We start from the raw sequence: 17,620 nt of genomic DNA, 5'->3' as shown, positions 1-17,620 counted from the left end.
CGCTCCTTAGTACTTCAGCAGGTTCGCGTCGTCGACGCTGGCCGAGCGCCGAGTCCGGAAGATCGACATGATGATCGCCAAGCCGACGACGACCTCGGCCGCCGCCACGACCATGACGAAGAACGCCATGATCTGCCCGTCGAGCGTGCCGTTGATCCGGCTGAACGTGACAAGCGCGAGGTTGGCCGCGTTCAGCATCAACTCGATGCACATGAACAGGACGATCGCGTTGCGGCGGATGAGTACACCCACCGCACCGATCGTGAACAGGATCGCCGCGAGGACGATGTAATAGGTCGGAGTCACTTCTCGGTCCCCTTTGGTGCGACGTCGGCGGACGTCAGCTCCCGGGTCGGGAGGATCTTGGAGATGCTGCGTTCGGACGGCGTGCCGTCGGGCAGCCGCGCCGGCGTCGCCACCGAGTCCGAGCTGGCGAAGACGCCGGGGCCGGGCTTCGGCGCCGGGTAGTTGCCCGGGCGGAAGCGGGCCGCCATGCGCTCCGGCTGACTGATCTTGTCTTCCTTGCGCTTCTCGATGTGCGCCAGGATCATGGCGCCCACCGCGGCGGTGATCAGCAGGGCGGACGTGATTTCGAAGACCCAGACGTACTTGGTGAACAGCAGCCGGGAAATCCCGATCACGTTGCCGGCCGAGTTGGCCTCGGTCAGGCCCTGCGGGTTGGGGTCGCCGAGCGCGCGGTAGAGCCCGATGCCCAGCAGCAGCGCCAGGCCGAGGCCCAGGAAGCCGGCCGCCATCCGTTGCCCGCGCAGTGTCTCGATCAGCGAGTCCGAGGAGTCGCGGCCGACGAGCATCAGCACGAACAGGAACAGCATCATGATGGCGCCGGTGTAGACGATGATCTGCACCATGCCGATGAACGGGCCGGACTGCAGGATGTAGAACACACCCAGGCAGAGCATCGTGATGACCAGCGACAGCGCCGAGTGCACGGCGTTGCGGGCCAGCACCATGCCGAACGCGCCGAGCACCGCGATGGGCGCGAGGATCCAGAAGGCGACGGCCTCGCCGCCCTTCACGTCCCCGGCCGCGGCCAGCGTGTGCAGGGCCACCTCGGTCGTCACGAGTGGACCCCCTTGTACTGCTCCGCACCGGCGGAGGTGCCCGGGTTCTCCAACGCGCCCACGTAGTAGTCCTTGTCGGTGTCGCCCAGGCGCATGTCGTGCGGCGGGCGCTCCATCCCCGGCAGCAGCGGCGCGAGCAGCTGCTCCTTGGTGAAGATCAGGTCGCGGCGGTTGTCGCGGGCCAGCTCGTACTCGTTGCTCATGGTCAGCGAGCGGGTCGGGCAGGCCTCGATGCACAGCCCGCAGAAGATGCAGCGGGCGTAGTTGATCTGATACGTCTGGGCGTAGCGCTCACCGGGCGAGAAGCGCTCGTCCTCGGTGTTGTCGGCACCCTCGACGAAGATCGCGTCCGCCGGGCAGGCCCACGCGCACAGCTCACAGCCGATGCACTTCTCGAGCCCGTCCGGCCAGCGGTTGAGGATGTGCCGGCCGTGGTACCGCGGGGCCGGCGGCTTGCGCTGCTCCGGGTACTCCTCGGTGACGACCTTCTTGAACATGTGCGAGAAGGTGACCCCGAACCCCTTGAGGGTTCCACCAATAGACACGTCAGCTCTCCTTGCCGGTCGGGACGGTTTCCCGCTCGACGATCACGCGCTTGGCCCGCGGGCTGGGCGGCACCTCGAGGTTCAGCGGCGGCAGCGGGAAGCCCTGCGTCCCGCCGACGCGGCCGCCCGGGTGCGCCTTCGGCAGCTCGACGCCGCCCTTGCGGCTGCGCTGCAGGGCCACCAGCGCCAGGACCAGTACCACCAGGACGACGAGGCCGATGATCACACCGGTGCGGGCGCCCGTGCTGATGCCGCCGTTCTGCAGCACCCGGATGCCGGACAGCGCCAGGATCCAGACCAGGTTGGCCGGGATGAGCACCTTCCAGCCGAACCGCATGAACTGGTCGTAGCGCAGCCGGGGCAGCGTGCCGCGCAGCCACACGAAGACGAACAGCAGCAGCAGCACCTTGATGGTGAACCACAGCACCGGCCACCACCCGGTGTTTGCGCCGTCCCAGATCGAGATCGGCCACGGGGCGCGCCAGCCGCCGAGGAACAGCGTCGTGCACAGGCCCGAGACGGTGACCATGTTGATGTACTCGGCCAGGAAGAACAGCGCGAACTTCAGCGACGAGTATTCGGTGTGGAAGCCGCCCACCAGCTCCGACTCGGCCTCGGGGAGGTCGAACGGGGCCCGGTTGGTCTCGCCGACCGCGGCCGTGAAGTAGATCAGGAAGCTCGGGATGAGCAGGATTGCGTACCAGGCCGGCAGGTGCCAGGTCATGCCGAACACGTCCGCGGTGCCGTTGCCGGCCTGAGCCGCGACGATCTCCGAGGTCGACATCGAGCCCGACACCAGGAAGACCGAGACGATCGACAGGCCCATGGCGACCTCATAGGAGATCATCTGGGCGCTCGAGCGCAGGCCGCCGAGCAGCGGGTAGGTCGAGCCGGAGGCCCAGCCACCCAGCACGATGCCGTAGATACCCATCGAGGAGCAGGCGAGGACCAGCAGTACCGCCACCGGAATGTCCGTCAGCTGCAGTGGCGTCTTCTCACCGAAGACCGAGACCACCGGGCCGAACGGGATGACCGAGAACGCGGTGAACGCGCAGACGGTCGAGATCACCGGCGCGAAGAAGAAGACCACCTTGTCCGCCAGGCGCGGCATGATGTCTTCCTTGAACGCCAGCTTCAGGCCGTCGGCCAGCGACTGCAGCAGGCCGAAGGGGCCGTTGCGGTTCGGGCCCGGCCGCACCTGCATGCGGGCGACGACGCGGCGCTCATACCAGATGGCGAAGAGCGTCATGACGACCAGGAACGCGAAGATCACGATGACCTTCGCGAGCACCAGCCACCAGACGTCTTTGCCGAACTGGTCAAGGCTTCCGGCGGAGAGTGTCATCGTGTGCTACCCCCAGTGCTGATCTCGACCAGCGCGCCCTCCGTCACGCCGAGCGTGCGGCGCAGGGTCGAGCCCGGTGAGTTCGTCGGGATCCACACGACCCCGTCGACCATGTCGGTGATGAGCGCCGGCAGGGTGATCGCGCCCCGCTCGGTGCCGACCGTCACCGCGTCCCCGTCCACCACGGCCAGGTCGGCCGCGGTGCTCTTGGAGATCCGGACCACGGCGGGGCGGGCGGTCCCGGCCAGGTGGCCGTCCCCGTCCTGCAACGAGCCGCCGTCGATCAGGTGGTGCCAGGAGGCGAGGATCGCCTGGCCGCTGGCCGGCTTGGCGGGCGCGGCCGCGGCCACGTCCGGCGCGGTGCCGCGGACCAGGCTCGGGTTGCCACCCGCGGAGACCCCGCCGATGGTGCCGACCGCGACCGTGCCCGGCAGCGGCAGCTGAGCCAGGGCGGCCAGCTGCGTGCGGACCCGCTCAACGTCACCGACACCGAGCTGCACGCCGAGCTCGCGGCCCAGCGTGTCGAGCACGCGGGCGTCGCTCATGGCCGGCGTCTTGAGCACCGTGCCGAACGGGCGGACCCGGCCCTCCCAGTTGACGTAGGAGCCGGACTTCTCGGCCGCCGGGGCGACCGGGAAGACCACGTCGGCGCGCTTGGCGACGGCGCTCATCCGCAGCTCGAGGCTGACCACGAAGCCGACCCGGTCCAGGGCCTCCTCCGCGGCGATCGGGTCGGCCAGGTCGGCCGGGTCGACGCCGCCGACGACCAGCGCACCGAGCCGGCCCTCACGGGCGGCGGCGATGATGCCGTCGGTGTCGCGGCCGGTGGAGCTGGGCAGCACGCCCGCGTCGAGGTCCCACGCGGTGGCCACCTCGGCCCGCGCCGCCGGGTCGTAGACCTGACGGCCGCCGGGCAGCAGGGTCGGCAGCACACCAGCCTCGACCGCGCCCCGGTCGCCCGCGCGGCGCGGGACCCAGGCGAGGCGGGCGCCGGTGGACTCGGCCAGGCGGGCCGCAGCGGACAGACCGCCGGGGACGCTCGCCAGGCGCTCGCCGACGAAGAGGATCGCGCCCTCGGCCGACAGCGCGGTGCGCAGCTGCTCGGACTGGCCGAGCACCTCCGCCTCGGCGCCGGGGGCCGTGAGGATGACGGTCGAGCCGAGCTTGGCGAAGCCGCGGCTCACGAACGGCGCGACCGCGTAGCTGGCCAGGCCCCGCTTGAGGTAGGTCTTGCGGGCCCGCAGGAAGATGATCGGGCACTCCTCCTCGGGCTCCAGCCCGACGAAGGCGACCGCGGAAGCCCGCTCGATGTCGGCGTAGGTGACGTCGGCCTGCCCGACGACGTGGGAGCCGAGGAACTCGGTCTCCTCCGCCGACAGCGGCCGGGCCCGGAAGTCCACGTCGTTGGTGCCGAGGGCGACGCGGGCGAACTTCGCGTAGGCGTAGGCGTCCTCGACCGTCAGCCGGCCTCCCGCCAGTACACCCACACCGCCGTTGTCCTTCGCGGCCGCCAGGCCGGCAGCAGCGACGCTGAGTGCCTCCGGCCAGCTCGCCGTGCGCAGCTCACCGGTCTTGCCGTCGCGGACCATCGGGGTGGTGAGCCGGTCGGTCGCGGTGACGTACTGGAAAGCGAACCGGCCCTTGTCGCAGTTCCACTCCTCGTTGACCGCCGGGTCGTCGCCGGCCAGCCGCCGCATGACCTTGCCCCGCCGGTGATCGGCCCGCTGGTCGCAGCCGGCGGCGCAGTGCTCGCACGTGTTGGGCGTCGACACCAGGTCGAAGGGCCGGGCGCGGAATCGGTACTGCGAGCTGGTGAGCGCGCCCACCGGGCAGATCTGGATCGTGTTGCCCGAGAAGTAGCTGTTGAACGGCGCGTCGTCCTCGGGCGTCTCCGGATTGCCGCGGAAGACGCCGATCTGCTCGTTGGACGAGCGCTCCATCAGGTCGATGAACTTGTCGCCGGCGATCTCGTCGGAGAACCGGGTGCAGCGCTGGCAGAGCACGCACCGCTCGCGGTCGAGCAGCACCTGGGTGCTGATCGGCAGCGGCTTCGGGTACTCCCGCTTGTGCTCCACGAACCGCGACTCGGACTGGCCGTTGCTCATCGCCTGGTTCTGCAGCGGGCACTCGCCGCCCTTGTCGCAGACCGGGCAGTCGAGCGGGTGGTTGATCAGGAGGAACTCCATGATCCCCTCCTGGGCCTTCTTGGCCACTTCGGAGGTGATCTGGGTCTTCACGACCATGCCCTCGGCCACCGGCTGCGTGCAGGAGGCGACCGGCTTGCGCTGGCCCTCGACGTCGACCAGACACTGGCGGCAGGCGCCGGCCGGGGCGAGCAGCGGGTGGTCGCAGAAGCGCGGGATCGAGATGCCGATCTGCTCGGCGGCCCGGATGACGAGCGCGCCCTTCGGCGCCTCGACCTCGATGCCGTCGATCGTGAGCTTGACCGTCTCGACCTTGGGAACCACGTCGGTCATATCAGTGCGCTCCTACCAGCTCACCGTGGAACATCGGTGCCTTGCGACCCTCGATGTAGTCCAGGTAGTCCTGCTTGAAGTACTTGATCGAGGACGTCACCGGGCTGGTCGCGCCGTCGCCGAGCGCGCAGAACGAGCGGCCCAGCAGGTTGTCGCAGGCGTCCAGCAGGGTGTCGAGGTCCTGGTGGGTGCCCTGGCCGGCCAGGATGCGGTGCAGGATGCGGACCATCCAGTAGTTGCCCTCGCGGCAGGGCGTGCACTTGCCGCAGGACTCGTGGTGGTAGAACGCGATCCAGCGGTATGTCGCGTAGACGATGTCGTCCTGGTCGGAGAACACCTGCACGGCGGTGGTGCCGAGCATCGTGCCGACGCTCATCATGCCCTCGAAGTCCATCGGCGTGTCGAGGTGCTCGTCGGTGAGCATCGGCGTCGAGGAGCCGCCCGGCGTCCAGAACTTCAGCGAGTGGCCGGGCTGCATGCCACCGGCCAGGTCGATGAGCTGCCGCAGCGTGACGCCGAGGCCGCACTCGAACTGGCCGGGGTGGTTGACCCGGCCCGAGATCGAGTAGATCTTCGGGCCCGGGGACTTCTCGGTGCCCATGCTGCGGAACCACGCCGAGCCACCGAGCACGATGTACGGCACGCTGGCGATCGTCTCCACGTTGTTCACGACCGTCGGGGACGCGTAGAGGCCGTGGGTCGCCGGGAACGGTGGACGCAGCCGGGGCTGGCCGCGGTAGCCCTCCAGCGAGTCCAGCAGCGCCGTCTCCTCGCCGCAGATGTAGGCCCCGGCGCCACTGTGGACGACGAGGTCGAGCGAGAAACCGCTGCCGAGGATGTTCGCGCCGAGGTAGCCCTTGGCGTAGGCCTGCTCGACCGCCGCCCGCAGCCGCCGGGCCGCGTGGACCGCCTCGCCGCGGATGTAGATGGCGGCGAAGTTGGCCCGGATCGCGTAGGAGGCGATGATGACGCCCTCGACCAGCGCGTGCGGGTCGGCCATCATCAGCGGCAGGTCCTTGCAGGTGCCCGGCTCGCCCTCGTCGGCGTTGACCACGAGGTAGTGCGGCTTGCCGTCGTTCTGCGGGATGAAGCCCCACTTCATGCCGGTCGGGAAGCCGGCGCCGCCGCGGCCGCGCAGACCGGAGTCCTTGACCAGCTGGATCAGGTCGTCCGGGTGGGCCTTCAGCGCCTTGCGCAGTGCGGTGTAGCCGTCGAGCCGCTCGTAGACCCCGATCTTCCAGGCGTCCGGCGAGAGCCAGCGCTTGGTGAGCACCGGAGTGAGGGTGTTGAGGGACTCCCGCGAGGGCTGGTAGTCGTCGAGGCCCATCAGGCCTTCGCCTCCTTCTGCGGCAGCGGCCCATCGCCGGCCGGCTTCCCGTCCGACGCCGCCTTCGGCGCGGATGGGGGCGGGGCGTCGTTCTTCTTGGCCGCGTCTTCTTTCTTGGCGATGGGCGTCTCGGGGTCGAAGCCCGGCACCGAGATGGCGAAGCGCTCGGCCAGGCGGTTGCCCGCCAGCGTCGGCGCCCCGGCCGGCCCGTCGGCGATGACGTCGTCGCCGCGGTCGTCGGCGAAGCCGGCCAGCTGCACCGCCATCTCCTTGAGCGTGCAGAGGCGGGTGCCGCGGCTGGGCTGCGGGCGCTCGCCGGCCTGCAGCTGCTTGACCAGCTTCAGCGCGGTGTCGTCGTTGACCTGGTCGAAGAACTCGTAGTTGACGGTCATCACCGGCGCGTAGTCACAGGCCGCGAGGCACTCGGCGTGCTCCAGGGTGATCTTGCCGTCGGCGGTGGTCTCGTCGTGGCCGACCCCGAGGTACTCGCTCAGGGCCTCATACGCTTTGTCCCCGCCCAGCACGCCGCACATCGTGTTGGTGCAGACGCTGACCAGCCAGTCGCCGGTCGGCTTGCGCTTGTACATGGTGTAGAACGTCGCGACCGCGCCGACCTGGGCCTTCGTGATCCCGAGGACCTCGGCGCAGAACGCGACGCCGTCCGGGGAGACGAAGCCCTCCTCCGACTGCACCAGGTGCAGCAGGGGCAGCAGCGCCGAGCGCGAGCGGCCCTCGGGGTAGCGCGCGATGATCTGACGCGCGCGCTCGCGCGTGAGCTCACTGAACACCATTAACGATCACACCCACCCATGACGGGGTCGAGCGAGGCGCCGCCGACGATGACGTCGGCCAGCAGGCCGCCCTCCGCCATCGCCGGGATCGCCTGCAGGTTGACGAAGCTGGGCTCGCGGTAGTGCACCCGGAACGGGCGCGTGCCGCCGTCGGAGATCGCGTGCACGCCGAGCTCGCCGCGGGGCGCCTCGATCGGCACGTACACCTGGCCGGGCGGGACCCGGAAGCCCTCGGTCACCAGCTTGAAGTGGTGGATCAGGGCCTCCATCGACTGGCCCATGATCTTCGCGACGTGCTCCAGGGAGTTGCCGAGGCCGTCGGCGCCGATCGCGAGCTGCGACGGCCACGAGATCTTCTTGTCGGCGATCATGATCGGGCCGGGCTCCAGCCGGTCCATCGCCTGCTGGACGATCCGCAGCGACTGGCGCATCTCGTTGAGCCGGACCTTGTAGCGGCCCCACGCGTCGGCCGTCGTCTCGGTCGGGACCTCGAAGTCGTAGGTCTCGTAGCCGGCGTAGGGCTGCTGCTTGCGGATGTCCCAGCCGAGGCCGGCCGAGCGCAGCACCGGCCCGGTGATGCCGAGCGCCACGCAGCCGGTCACGTCCAGCACGGCGACGCCCTGCGTCCGCTCCCGCCAGATCGTGTTGCCCGACAGCAGGTCCTCGTACATGTCGATGCGGTCCGGCATCCAGCCGAGCATCTCGCGGATCTTGACGACGGCCTCGTCGTTCAGGTCCTGGGCCAGGCCGCCCGGGCGGATGTAGGCGTGGTTCATCCGCAGGCCGGAGACGAGCTCGAAGATGTCGAGGATGTATTCACGCTCGCGGAAGCCGTAGATCATCATCGACAGTGCGCCGAGCTCCATGCCGGTCGTGGCGAGCCAGACCAGGTGCGAGGAGATCCGGTTGAGCTCCATCATGAGGACGCGGATCGTCTTGGCCCGCTGGGTGATCTGGTCCTCGATGCCGAGCAGCTTCTCGACCGCCAGGCAGTAGCCGGTCTCGTTGAACATCGGCGCGAGGTAGTCCATGCGGGTCACGAACGTGGTGCCCTGGGTCCAGTTGCGGAACTCCAGATTTTTTTCGATGCCCGTGTGGAGGTACCCGATGACGGTGCGCGCCTCCGTGACGGTTTCGCCCTCGAGCTCCAGCACCAGCCGCAGCACGCCGTGCGTGGACGGGTGCTGGGGGCCCATGTTGACGACGATGCGCTCTTCGGAGCCGGCCTCGTTGACGACCGAGTCCCAGTCCCCGCCGGTGACGGTGAAGACCTTGCCCTCGGTGGTTTCGCGGGCGGCGGCGTAGTCGGTGCTCACAGGTAACTCCTCCGCTGGTCCGGCGGCGGGATCTCCGCACCCTTGTACTCGACCGGCACGCCGCCGAGCGGGTAGTCCTTCCGCTGCGGGAAGCCCTCCCAGTCGTCCGGCATCAGGATCCGGGTCAGGTTGGGGTGGCCGTCGAAGACGATGCCGAACATGTCGTAGGTCTCCCGCTCCTGCCAGTCGGCGGTCGGGTAGATCTGGGTGACGCTCGGCAGGTGCGGGTCCTCCGCGGTGACGGCCGCCTCGAGGCGGATCCGCCGGCGGAACGTCATCGAGGTCAGGTGATAGACCGCGTGCAGGCGGCGGCCGTCCTGGCCCAGGTAGTCGACGCCGGAGACCGACGAGCACAGCTCGAAGCGCAGTGCGGGGTCGTCGCGCAGCGACTGGGCCACCTCGGCGATGCGCTCCGGCACGATGTGCAGCGTCAGCTCACCGCGGTCGACGACGATCCGCTCGATCGCGTCGTGGAAGCCCGGGTAGGCCTCCTCCAGCGCGTCGACGACCTCGTCGAAGTCGCCGCCGTAGGGCCGCGGCGAGTCGAGCTCGACGGCGCGGCGGCGGCGCAGGCCACCGAAGCCCGACGTGTCGCCACTGCCCTGGACGCCGAACATGCCGCGGCCCGCCGCCGTCGACGGCGGCGTCTGCGCGGTGGCGCCGAGCTGGGCGCCGACCGGCTCTACATTCGCCTCAGTCACTTGCTACCACCCTTGGGGTCGGCCAGGAGGCTGGCCCGCTCTTCCATCCACTTCTGGATGCGCAGCTGCTCCTCGTTGCCCTGGGCCACGGCCTTGGTCCACTCGGCCCGCTTGGCCTTGTCGAAGCGGTAGCTCGACGGCATCGCGCCCGGTGCCACCACCGGCGCGCCCTCGCGCTCGACCCGGGCCTCGATCATGCGGCGGCGCCGGTCACCCAGCGGCTCGGCCATGACCTTGTCGTGCAGGCGCAGGATGGCGTCGATGAGCATCTCCGGCCGCGGCGGGCAGCCCGGCAGGTACATGTCCACGGGCACGACGTGGTCGACGCCCTGGACGATCGCGTAGTTGTTGAACATGCCGCCGCTGGAGGCGCAGACGCCCATGGAGAGCACCCATTTGGGCTCCGGCATCTGGTCGTAGATCTGGCGCAGGACCGGGGCCATCTTCTGGCTCACCCGGCCGGCCACGATCATCAGGTCAGCCTGGCGGGGGCTGGCCCGGAAGACCTCCATGCCGAAGCGGGCCAGGTCGTAGCGGGCGGCGCCGGTCGCCATCATCTCGATGGCGCAGCAGGCCAGACCGAAGGTGGCCGGCCAGAAGCTCGCCTTGCGTGACCAGTTGACCAGCTTCTCGACGGTCGTCAGCAGGACGCCGGTCGGAACCTTTTCCTCGATGCCCATGGCTCAGTCCCAATCCAGCCCGCCGCGCCGCCAGACGTAGGCGAAGGCGACGAACACGGTGACGATGAACAGCACCATCTCCACGAACCCGAACAGGCCGAGCGCGTCGAAGTTCACGGCCCAGGGGTACAGGAAGATGATCTCGATGTCGAAGACGATGAAGAGCATCGCGGTCAGGTAGAACTTGACCGGGAAGCGGCCACCGCCGACGGGCTGCGGGGTCGGCTCGATGCCGCACTCGTAGGCGTCCAGCTTCGCGCGGTTGAACCGGCGCGGCCCGACGAAGGGCGCGACGGCGACCGAGAAGAACGCGAAGAGGAAGGCGAGGGCGAAGAGCCCGAGAATTGGTACGTACGGCGCGAGCGACATCGTGCTGCTCCGTCCTTTCGGCGAGCCCGCGGGGCGTAGCCCTGGGGACCACTCAAGCTGTATGCGGTTTAACACTATTCGGTGATGGCTGGACGACTTCGTCCGGGGCACCCCAAATGTGGCCTTGGCCAGCATGTTTGGGGTGTGGATCTCTGGGTAGGGCAACGTGCCTTGTCGCGTCTTGCACAGGTTTTGCTCAGGCTGCAGGGGCCAGCCGGGTCATTGCGTTGATCACGCGGTCCATCGCGTCTCCACCTCGCGGGTCCGTGAGGTTGGCGAGGAGCTTCAGCACGAACCGCATGAGGGTCGGGTGGGGCATGCCGTGCTTGGTGGCGATCCGCATGACCTGCGGATTGCCGATGAGCTTCACGAACACGTTCCCGAGCCGGTAATACCCGCCGTAGCGGGCCTTGAGCTCGGTCGGGTAGTTGGCGAGCACGCGCTCCCGCGCGGTGCCCTGCGGGCGGGCCAGCGCCTGGATGGCGATCTCCGCCGCCAGCTCGCCGGACTCCATGGCGTAGGCGATCCCCTCGCCGTTGAAGGGGTTGACCATGCCGCCGGTGTCGCCGACCAGGAGCACGCCCCGGGTGTAATGCGGCACCCGGTTGAACCCCATCGGCAGCGCCGCCCCCGACGACTTGCCGTCGGCGTTGGCCGGGTCGTTGAGGCCCCACTCGGCCGGCGTGTTGTCCAGCCAGTCCGACAGCAGCGTCCGGTAGTTGGTCTTGCCGAACGCGGAGCTGCTGTTGAGCACGCCCAGGCCGACGTTGACCCGGCCGTCGCCGAGACCGAAGATCCAGCCGTAGCCCGGCAGCAGCTTGTCGCCGGACTCGCGGCTGCGCAGCTCCAGCCAGGACTCGAGGTAGTCGTCGTCGTGACGCGACGGGCTGCGGAAGTATTGCCGCACCGCCACGCCCATCGGCCGGTCGTCGCGCTTGGCGATGCCCAGCGCGAGCGCGAGCCGACCGGACACGCCGTCGGCCGCGATGACCAGGGGCGCCCGGTATTCCCGCGGCTCCTTGTCCGGCCCGACGGCGGTCACGCCGACGACCCGCCCGGTGCGGTCGAGCACGGGCCCGGTGACGTTGGTCCCGACCCGCAGCTCGGCGCCGGCGTCGGTCGCGGCGGTCGCCAGCATGTGGTCGAAGTCCATGCGGGTGCGGGTGAGGCCGTAGTCGGGGAAGCTCGCGAGCTCGGGCCAGTCCAGCTCCAGGCGCACGCCCCCACCGATGACGCGCAGGCCGCGGTTGCGCAGCCAGCCCTTCTCCTCGGTGGTGTCGATGCCCATGTTGATCAGCTGCTTGACCGCGCGCGGCGTGAGCCCGTCGCCACACACCTTCTCGCGCGGGAACTCGGTCTTCTCCAGCAGCAGAACCTTGAGCCCGTGCCGGGCGAGGTGGAACGCCGCGGACGATCCGCCCGGCCCGGCGCCGACGACGATGACATCCGCGTCATTCCCGATGTCGATCACAGCCGTCACACCTCCTACCCGTTCAGTTTCGCGCTCAGTTCGTGTTACTTCGCGGTCACTTCCGCGTTCGTGAAAGTCTTCACAAAGTCGTCCGTGGAGCAGTCTAGAACCGTGAAGTGCACCGCTGTCGGTAAGGTGACCCTAATTTTTCACCCGTCCGGGCTGACCCTCGACCACATGACCCGACGCACGATTCGTGTCCCACTGCCCTAGCTTGTACGTCAACAGCCGGTGGCCGCACGGTGATTCGCAGTAACCATTTAGTTCTGGCGCCAACACATGGTTAAGGATATTGTTAACCTCCGGCCGTGGAATGGAGATCCTGCTGACCGATCGGGTTGAAGAGTTCCTTGATGCGCTCTACACCGTTGATCGCGACTCGCACCGCCTGGTCAACCAGGCGATCCTCGTGCTGGAGCGCAACGGCCCGAGCGAAGGTCGGCCCCCTGGTCGACAGCATCACTGCCTCGCGACTGAGCAACATGAAGGAGTTGCGGCCGCCATCGCGTGGACGCAGCGAGATCAGGATTCTGTTCGCCTTTGACCCGTGGCGCTCCGTCAGCAGCGCGGCGAGCACGGTGGAGTCATTGATCCTGCTGATTGCCGGAGACAAGGCGGGTCGGTGGAGCGGTTGGTATACGGGCGCCATCACGGAGGCGGAGCAGTTGTACGCCACATACTTGAAGGAGCGCGAGATGGAGATCGGCGATGACTGACGTCAAGCGGTGGCGGGACACCGGTCACCTGGAGCGGGCCGTTGAGACCGCCGGTGGCCAGGAGGCGTTCGACGGCGCCGTCGGGAAGATGCTCGAGGAGGCCCGCGGCTGGCGGCTCTCGGAGCTTCGCAAGCGGCGGGAGATGACGCAGGAGCAGGTGGCGGCCCGGATGGGCGTCTCGGTGGCGAGGGTGTCGCAGATCGAGGCGGGCAGCGTTTCCACGCAGGAGGTGCTCGCCCGCTACATCGAGGCGCTCGGCGGCACCCTGAAACTGATTGCCGACTTCGGCGACGAGCAGCTCAAGGTGGCGTAGGCCGCGAACAGTGACCGCGGCCGCGCCAACGAGGCGCGGCCGGATGCACGCATCGCGGCCCGTGACCTCAGCCACTCACGGCCGATCAAATACGGAAGCCGCGGTGGAGGGCTACGACGCCGCCGGTGAGGTTGCGCCAGGCGACCTTGCGCCAGCCGGTTTCGGCGATCTTCGCGGCCAGGCCCTCCTGGTTGGGCCAGGCGCGGATGGACTCGGCGAGGTAGACGTAGGCGTCCGGGTTGCTCGACACGCGCTTGGCGATCGGCGGGATCGCGCCCACCAGGTAGCCCTGGTAGACGGCGCGGAACGGGCGCCAGGTGGGGGTGGAGAACTCGCAGATCACGAGGCGGCCCCCCGGCTTTGTGACGCGCGCCATCTCGGTCAGGGCGGCGGTGGTGTCGGCGATGTTGCGCAGGGCGAAGGAGATGGTCACCGCGTCGAACGTCGCGTCCGCGAACGGCAGGTGCAGGGCGTCGGCGGCGAGGAGCGGGACCTCGGGGCGCTTGGCCCGGCCGGCCTGCAGCATGCCGACCGAGATGTCGGCGCCGACCGCGTGCGCGCCCGAGCGGGCCAGCTCCAGCGTCGACACACCGGTGCCGGCGCCGAGGTCCAGCACCCGCTCGCCGGGCTTCAGGTCGAGGGCCAGGCGGGTCTCCTTGCGCCACACCCGGTCGCGACCGCCGGAGATGACGGTGTTGGTCAGGTCGTAGCGCTTGGCCACGCCGTCGAACATGGCCGCGACCTCGTGCGGCTCCTTGTCCAGGTTCGCGCGCGTCATGCCGCCTCCTCGTTCCGCTCGGCAGTGGCATGCCGATGACCGTTCCTTGCGCCCAGCCGGGCACGATGGCGCTTCGCGGCGATCGACCCGGGCCGGGCGTCGCCGCGCTCCGGACCGGTCGTCATGAGTTCGAGCTCACCGGGGTCAGGGGCAGGGTGCGGCCCGTGCCGCCGCCCGGGATGGCGATCGAGGAGAAGTGCGACTGGACGCGGTCGTCGGTCGGGTCGTCGGCCGCGGTCCGGTGGACCTTCAGGTGGCGGTACTGCGTGTCACGCTGCGCCGGGATGCGGTCGGCGCCGCGGATGATCTCGATCAGCTCGGTGAGGCGGGAGCGGTGGCGGGCGCCGGCGGAGGAGATGACGTTCTCCTCCAGCATGATCGAACCCAGGTCGTCGACGCCCAGGTGCAGTGAGACCTGGCCGACGTCCTTGCCCGTCGTCAGCCAGGACGACTGCAGGTGCGCGATGTTGTCGAAGAACAGCCGGGCGACCGCGACCAGCCGCAGGTATTCCAGGCTGGTGGCCTGCGTGCGGCCCTTGAGGTGGTTGTTCTCCGGCTGGTAGGTCCACGGGATGAAGGAGCGGAAGCCGCCGACCGTGCCGGCGAGGTCGGCCTCGACCGAGTAGCCGTTGGCGACCGCCTTGTCCTGCACGTCGCGGATCAGCCGCAGGTGCTCGATGCGCTCGGCGTTGGTCTCGCCGGTGCCCATCATCATCGTCGCGGTCGAGGAGATGCCGAGCCGGTGCGCGACCGTCATGACCTCGAGCCAGCGGGCGCCGGACTCCTTGAGCGGGGCGATCGCCTGGCGCGGGCGGTCGGGCAGCATCTCGGCCCCGGCGCCGGCGATCGAGGCGAGGCCCGCGGCCTTGATGCGGGTGATCGCCTCCTCGATCGTCACGCCGGAGACCTTGGCCATGTGCAGCACCTCGGACGGGCCGATCGAGTGGATGACCAGGCCGGGGTAGTTGTCGCGGACGGCCGAGAAGAGCTCTTCGTAATACTCCACGCCGTAGTCCGGGTGGTGGCCGCCCTGCAGCATCACCTGGGTCGCGCCGAGGTCGGCCGCCTCCGCGCAGCGGCGCAGGATCTCCTCGGTGCCGTGGGTCCAGCCCTCGGCGTGCTTCGGCGCCCGGTAGAAGGCGCAGAACTTGCAGGCCGTGACGCACACGTTGGTGTAGTTGATGTTGCGGTCGATGATGTAGGTGACGATGTTGTCCGGGTAGCGGCGGCGGCGCACGGTGTCGGCGGCCTCGCCCAGCGCGTGGAACGGCGCTTCCGTGTAAAGCAGCAGCGCCTCGTCGGGCGTGATCCGCCCGCCGTCGGCCGCACGCCGCAGAATCTCGCTGATCACCGGAGCAGTCACACCCCAGAGCCTACCCAGGCCCGGCTGCGGATGAAGAGGCCGTGCCTAGGATCACGAGCGTGACTGACATGCGCTACCGGCGCCTCGGGCGCTCGGGCCTCACCGTCTCCGTGGTCGGCATCGGCTGCAACCAGTTCGGCCGGATCGACGCCACCGCGAGCCAGGCGGTCGTCGACGCCGCCCTCAACCTCGGTGTCACGCTGTTCGACACCGCCGACATCTACGGCGCCACGCCCGGCTCGTCCGAGGAGGCGCTCGGCGCGGCCCTCGGTAAGCACCGCGACGAGGTCGTCGTCGCCACCAAGTTCGGTATGGACGCCCGCGGCCTGCACGGCACCGACTGGGGCGCCCGGGGCAGCCGCCGCTACATCGTCCGGGCCGCCGAATCCTCCCTGCGCCGCCTCGGCACCGACTACATCGACCTCTACCAGCTGCACCAGCCGGACCCGGCCACGCCGATCGAGGAGACCCTGGCCGCCCTGGACGACCTGGTGCGGTCGGGCAAGGTGCGGTACATCGGACACTCGAACTTCAAAGGCTGGCAGGCCGCGGACGCCGCCTGGGTCGCGCAGACGCGCCACCTGACCCCGTTCGTGAGCGCGCAGAACCGCTACTCGCTGCTCAACCGGGAGGTCGAGACCGATCTCGTCCCGGCCCTGGAGCACTTCGGCCTGGGCCTGCTGCCGTTCTTCCCGCTCGAGATGGGGCTGCTGACCGGCAAGTACCGCCGGGGTGACGCCCCGCCCGCGGACACCCGGCTGGCCCGGGAGGGGATGGAGCGCGTCCTCGCCGACGCACCCTGGGACCGCATCGAACGGCTGCAGGGGTACGCGACCGAGCGCGGACTCACCCCGCTGACGGTCGCGATCGGGGGCTTGGCCGCGAAGCCGACGGTGGCCAGCGTGATCGCCGGAGCCACCAAGCCGGAGCAGGTCGCGGCCAACGTCGCCGCGGCGGGCTGGGAACCCACCGCGGACGACCTGGCCGAACTAGCGCAGCTTTAGGCTTCCGACGACGTCGGTCGGCGTCGCGTTCTTGGTCCCGCCCTTCTTCTCCCGGCTCAGGCCGAAGTCCGGGGTCAGGCCCTTGATGTAGAACCGGCCGCTCCCGGAGTCGGTGACCGCGACGGAGCGGTAGCTGGCCGTGCTCGCGGTGCTGTCGGAGATCATCCAGAGCTGATAGGAACCCTCGGGCTTCCGCAGCCCGTTGAGCACGGCCACGCCGGCGTCGTGGGACGGAGAGACGACCATGGTGACGATGCCGCCCTCCATCTGCTTGGTGACCAGCTGGGCGTCGGCGGCCGCGAGCACGGCGTCGATGCTGGCACTCTGCGCGAACTGCTGCTGCGTGATCGCGTAGGTGCCGGCACTCGCCGCCCCCGCGAAGATCACGGAGGCCGCGGCCCCGACGATCCAGGTCTTCATCAGGCTCCGCCGGACCGGCCGGCTCGAGGTGGCGCCCGCCTTCGGGCGCTCCTGCGGGGTGCTGTGGATCCGGTACAGCACCGCGTCGCGCATCCGCGGCGGTGCCGGCTCGGCCACCGGCTGGGCCAGCCAGGTCGCGGTCTCCCGCAGCTCGGCCACCTCGGCCGTGCACGACTCGCAGTCGCGCAGGTGCCGCTCGAACGCGGCCCGTTCGATGTCGTCGACCGCGTCGAGCGCGTAGGCGCCGACGAGGGCGTGAATGTCCACGGTCGCGGCCATCAGATGCTCACCCCCAGGCAGTCGCGCATGCGGATGAGCCCGTCGCGCATGCGGGTCTTGACCGTCGGCAACGGCGTGCGCAGGAGGTCGGCGACCTCCCGGTAGCTGTGACCGCCGTAATACGCCAGCTTGATCGCCTCGCGCTGGATCTCGGTCAGGGTGTCGAGGCAGCGGCGGACCTGCTGCTGCTCGATGTGCGCGGTCGCGGCCTCGACCACGTCGTCGTAGGGGGTCTCGGCCCCGGCCGCGGCGGCCCGCCGGACCCGCTCGACACCGGCCTGCTCGGAGCGGACCCGGTCGACGGCCCGGCGGTGGGCGATGGTGAAGATCCAGGAGGTCGCCGACCCGCGGGTGGCGTCGAAGCGGCCGGCCGTGCGCCAGACCTCGACCATCACCTCCTGCGCGACCTCCTCGGCCTGGGCCGGGTCCCGCAGGATTCGCCGGATCAGGCCGAACACCCGCGCCGACACCTGGTCGTAGAGCGCGGCGAAGGCCCGCTCGTCGCCCCGGGCCACCGCGGTCAGCAGCTGGCCGGCGTCCGGCGGCTGCACCTGGGGTGGCGGCAGCGCGACGAGCCGCTGCGTTGGCAGCTCCTGTTCCGGTCTCATGTCGCTCATTCGGAGCGGCCCCCATTCCGGATGGG

General features: G+C 69.7%; 18 protein-coding genes and 1 pseudogene. 3 read left to right on the top strand and 16 right to left on the bottom strand.

Features of this window, described 5'->3' with window-relative positions:
- Nucleotides 1-6: 6 nt before the first annotated feature.
- From nuoK to ACIA8L_RS49060, 12 genes are all read right to left on the bottom strand, one after another.
- The gene (gene nuoK / locus ACIA8L_RS49115; RefSeq protein WP_190254991.1) at nucleotides 7-306 is read right to left on the bottom strand and encodes an NADH-quinone oxidoreductase subunit NuoK; all 300 of its coding nucleotides are present in this window, start codon (nucleotides 304-306) and stop codon (nucleotides 7-9) included.
- Entirely contained in the window at nucleotides 303-1,082 is a 780-nt protein-coding gene (locus tag ACIA8L_RS49110) for an NADH-quinone oxidoreductase subunit J (RefSeq protein ID WP_395916045.1), read from the bottom strand. Before ACIA8L_RS49110 ends, nuoK begins: the two co-directional genes overlap by 4 nt.
- Nucleotides 1,079-1,627, bottom strand: a complete 549-nt coding sequence (gene nuoI, locus ACIA8L_RS49105; protein ID WP_223100483.1) for an NADH-quinone oxidoreductase subunit NuoI — start codon at nucleotides 1,625-1,627, stop codon at nucleotides 1,079-1,081. Before nuoI ends, ACIA8L_RS49110 begins: the two co-directional genes overlap by 4 nt.
- Before the next feature lies 1 nt (nucleotide 1,628).
- Nucleotides 1,629-2,972: an NADH-quinone oxidoreductase subunit NuoH gene (gene nuoH / locus ACIA8L_RS49100; protein WP_395916043.1), complete on the bottom strand. Its 1,344-nt coding sequence runs from the start codon at nucleotides 2,970-2,972 to the stop codon at nucleotides 1,629-1,631.
- Nucleotides 2,969-5,449 carry an NADH-quinone oxidoreductase subunit G gene (locus ACIA8L_RS49095; protein WP_395916041.1) on the bottom strand — a complete coding sequence of 827 codons (2,481 nt, stop codon included), beginning with the start codon at nucleotides 5,447-5,449 and terminating at the stop codon, nucleotides 2,969-2,971. Before ACIA8L_RS49095 ends, nuoH begins: the two co-directional genes overlap by 4 nt.
- A gap of 1 nt (nucleotide 5,450) precedes the next feature.
- Nucleotides 5,451-6,776 (bottom strand): NADH-quinone oxidoreductase subunit NuoF, encoded by a 1,326-nt coding sequence (gene nuoF / locus ACIA8L_RS49090; RefSeq protein ID WP_395916039.1) that lies wholly within the window; start codon nucleotides 6,774-6,776, stop codon nucleotides 5,451-5,453.
- On the bottom strand, nucleotides 6,776-7,567 hold the full coding sequence (gene nuoE, locus ACIA8L_RS49085; protein ID WP_395916037.1) for an NADH-quinone oxidoreductase subunit NuoE: 792 nt from the start codon (nucleotides 7,565-7,567) through the stop codon (nucleotides 6,776-6,778). Before nuoE ends, nuoF begins: the two co-directional genes overlap by 1 nt.
- Nucleotides 7,567-8,883 carry an NADH-quinone oxidoreductase subunit D gene (locus ACIA8L_RS49080; RefSeq protein WP_395916034.1) on the bottom strand — a complete coding sequence of 439 codons (1,317 nt, stop codon included), beginning with the start codon at nucleotides 8,881-8,883 and terminating at the stop codon, nucleotides 7,567-7,569. Before ACIA8L_RS49080 ends, nuoE begins: the two co-directional genes overlap by 1 nt.
- A complete protein-coding gene (locus ACIA8L_RS49075; RefSeq protein ID WP_395916032.1) occupies nucleotides 8,880-9,584 on the bottom strand; it encodes an NADH-quinone oxidoreductase subunit C in 705 nt (234 codons plus the stop codon). Before ACIA8L_RS49075 ends, ACIA8L_RS49080 begins: the two co-directional genes overlap by 4 nt.
- Nucleotides 9,581-10,264 carry a NuoB/complex I 20 kDa subunit family protein gene (locus tag ACIA8L_RS49070; protein ID WP_395916031.1) on the bottom strand — a complete coding sequence of 228 codons (684 nt, stop codon included), beginning with the start codon at nucleotides 10,262-10,264 and terminating at the stop codon, nucleotides 9,581-9,583. The genes ACIA8L_RS49075 and ACIA8L_RS49070 overlap by 4 nt, the downstream gene beginning before the upstream one ends.
- Nucleotides 10,265-10,267: 3 nt before the next feature.
- Nucleotides 10,268-10,633 (bottom strand): NADH-quinone oxidoreductase subunit A, encoded by a 366-nt coding sequence (locus ACIA8L_RS49065; RefSeq protein WP_223100475.1) that lies wholly within the window; start codon nucleotides 10,631-10,633, stop codon nucleotides 10,268-10,270.
- A gap of 196 nt (nucleotides 10,634-10,829) precedes the next feature.
- Nucleotides 10,830-12,101 (bottom strand): geranylgeranyl reductase family protein, encoded by a 1,272-nt coding sequence (locus ACIA8L_RS49060; protein WP_395916109.1) that lies wholly within the window; start codon nucleotides 12,099-12,101, stop codon nucleotides 10,830-10,832.
- 316 nt (nucleotides 12,102-12,417) lie between these two features.
- Between ACIA8L_RS49060 and ACIA8L_RS49055 the strand changes: the two are divergent.
- Together ACIA8L_RS49055 and ACIA8L_RS49050 are read left to right on the top strand one after the other, a co-directional pair.
- Nucleotides 12,418-12,820 (top strand): annotated as a pseudogene (locus ACIA8L_RS49055) (type II toxin-antitoxin system RelE/ParE family toxin).
- Entirely contained in the window at nucleotides 12,813-13,133 is a 321-nt protein-coding gene (locus tag ACIA8L_RS49050) for a helix-turn-helix domain-containing protein (protein WP_395916028.1), read from the top strand. The pseudogene ACIA8L_RS49055 and the gene ACIA8L_RS49050 overlap by 8 nt, the downstream one beginning before the upstream one ends.
- A gap of 85 nt (nucleotides 13,134-13,218) precedes the next feature.
- Here ACIA8L_RS49050 and ACIA8L_RS49045 read toward each other — a convergent pair whose 3' ends face one another.
- Together ACIA8L_RS49045 and mqnC are read right to left on the bottom strand one after the other, a co-directional pair.
- Complete coding sequence (locus tag ACIA8L_RS49045) at nucleotides 13,219-13,911, bottom strand: demethylmenaquinone methyltransferase (RefSeq protein ID WP_395916026.1); 693 nt, start codon at nucleotides 13,909-13,911, stop codon at nucleotides 13,219-13,221.
- A 121-nt stretch (nucleotides 13,912-14,032) separates the two neighbouring features.
- On the bottom strand, nucleotides 14,033-15,274 hold the full coding sequence (gene mqnC / locus ACIA8L_RS49040) for a cyclic dehypoxanthinyl futalosine synthase (protein ID WP_395916025.1): 1,242 nt from the start codon (nucleotides 15,272-15,274) through the stop codon (nucleotides 14,033-14,035).
- A gap of 50 nt (nucleotides 15,275-15,324) precedes the next feature.
- Here mqnC and ACIA8L_RS49035 point away from each other — a divergent pair, with 50 nt between their 5' ends.
- Complete coding sequence (locus ACIA8L_RS49035) at nucleotides 15,325-16,278, top strand: aldo/keto reductase (RefSeq protein ID WP_395916107.1); 954 nt, start codon at nucleotides 15,325-15,327, stop codon at nucleotides 16,276-16,278.
- On the opposite strand, the gene ACIA8L_RS49030 is transcribed toward ACIA8L_RS49035, so the two are convergent.
- Together ACIA8L_RS49030 and sigK are read right to left on the bottom strand one after the other, a co-directional pair.
- Complete coding sequence (locus tag ACIA8L_RS49030) at nucleotides 16,264-16,977, bottom strand: anti-sigma factor domain-containing protein (RefSeq protein ID WP_395916023.1); 714 nt, start codon at nucleotides 16,975-16,977, stop codon at nucleotides 16,264-16,266. The two genes, ACIA8L_RS49035 and ACIA8L_RS49030, sit on opposite strands and share 15 nt — an antisense overlap.
- Nucleotides 16,977-17,585, bottom strand: a complete 609-nt coding sequence (gene sigK / locus ACIA8L_RS49025; RefSeq protein WP_395916022.1) for an ECF RNA polymerase sigma factor SigK — start codon at nucleotides 17,583-17,585, stop codon at nucleotides 16,977-16,979. Before sigK ends, ACIA8L_RS49030 begins: the two co-directional genes overlap by 1 nt.
- Between the last annotated feature and the right edge of the window lie 35 nt (nucleotides 17,586-17,620).

Source organism: Dactylosporangium sp. NPDC051541 (assembly GCF_044454505.1).
GTDB lineage: Bacteria > Actinomycetota > Actinomycetes > Mycobacteriales > Micromonosporaceae > Dactylosporangium.
The sequence above is the reverse complement of the archived record's forward strand: the minus strand, read 5'-3'. Positions and strand labels throughout refer to the sequence as shown.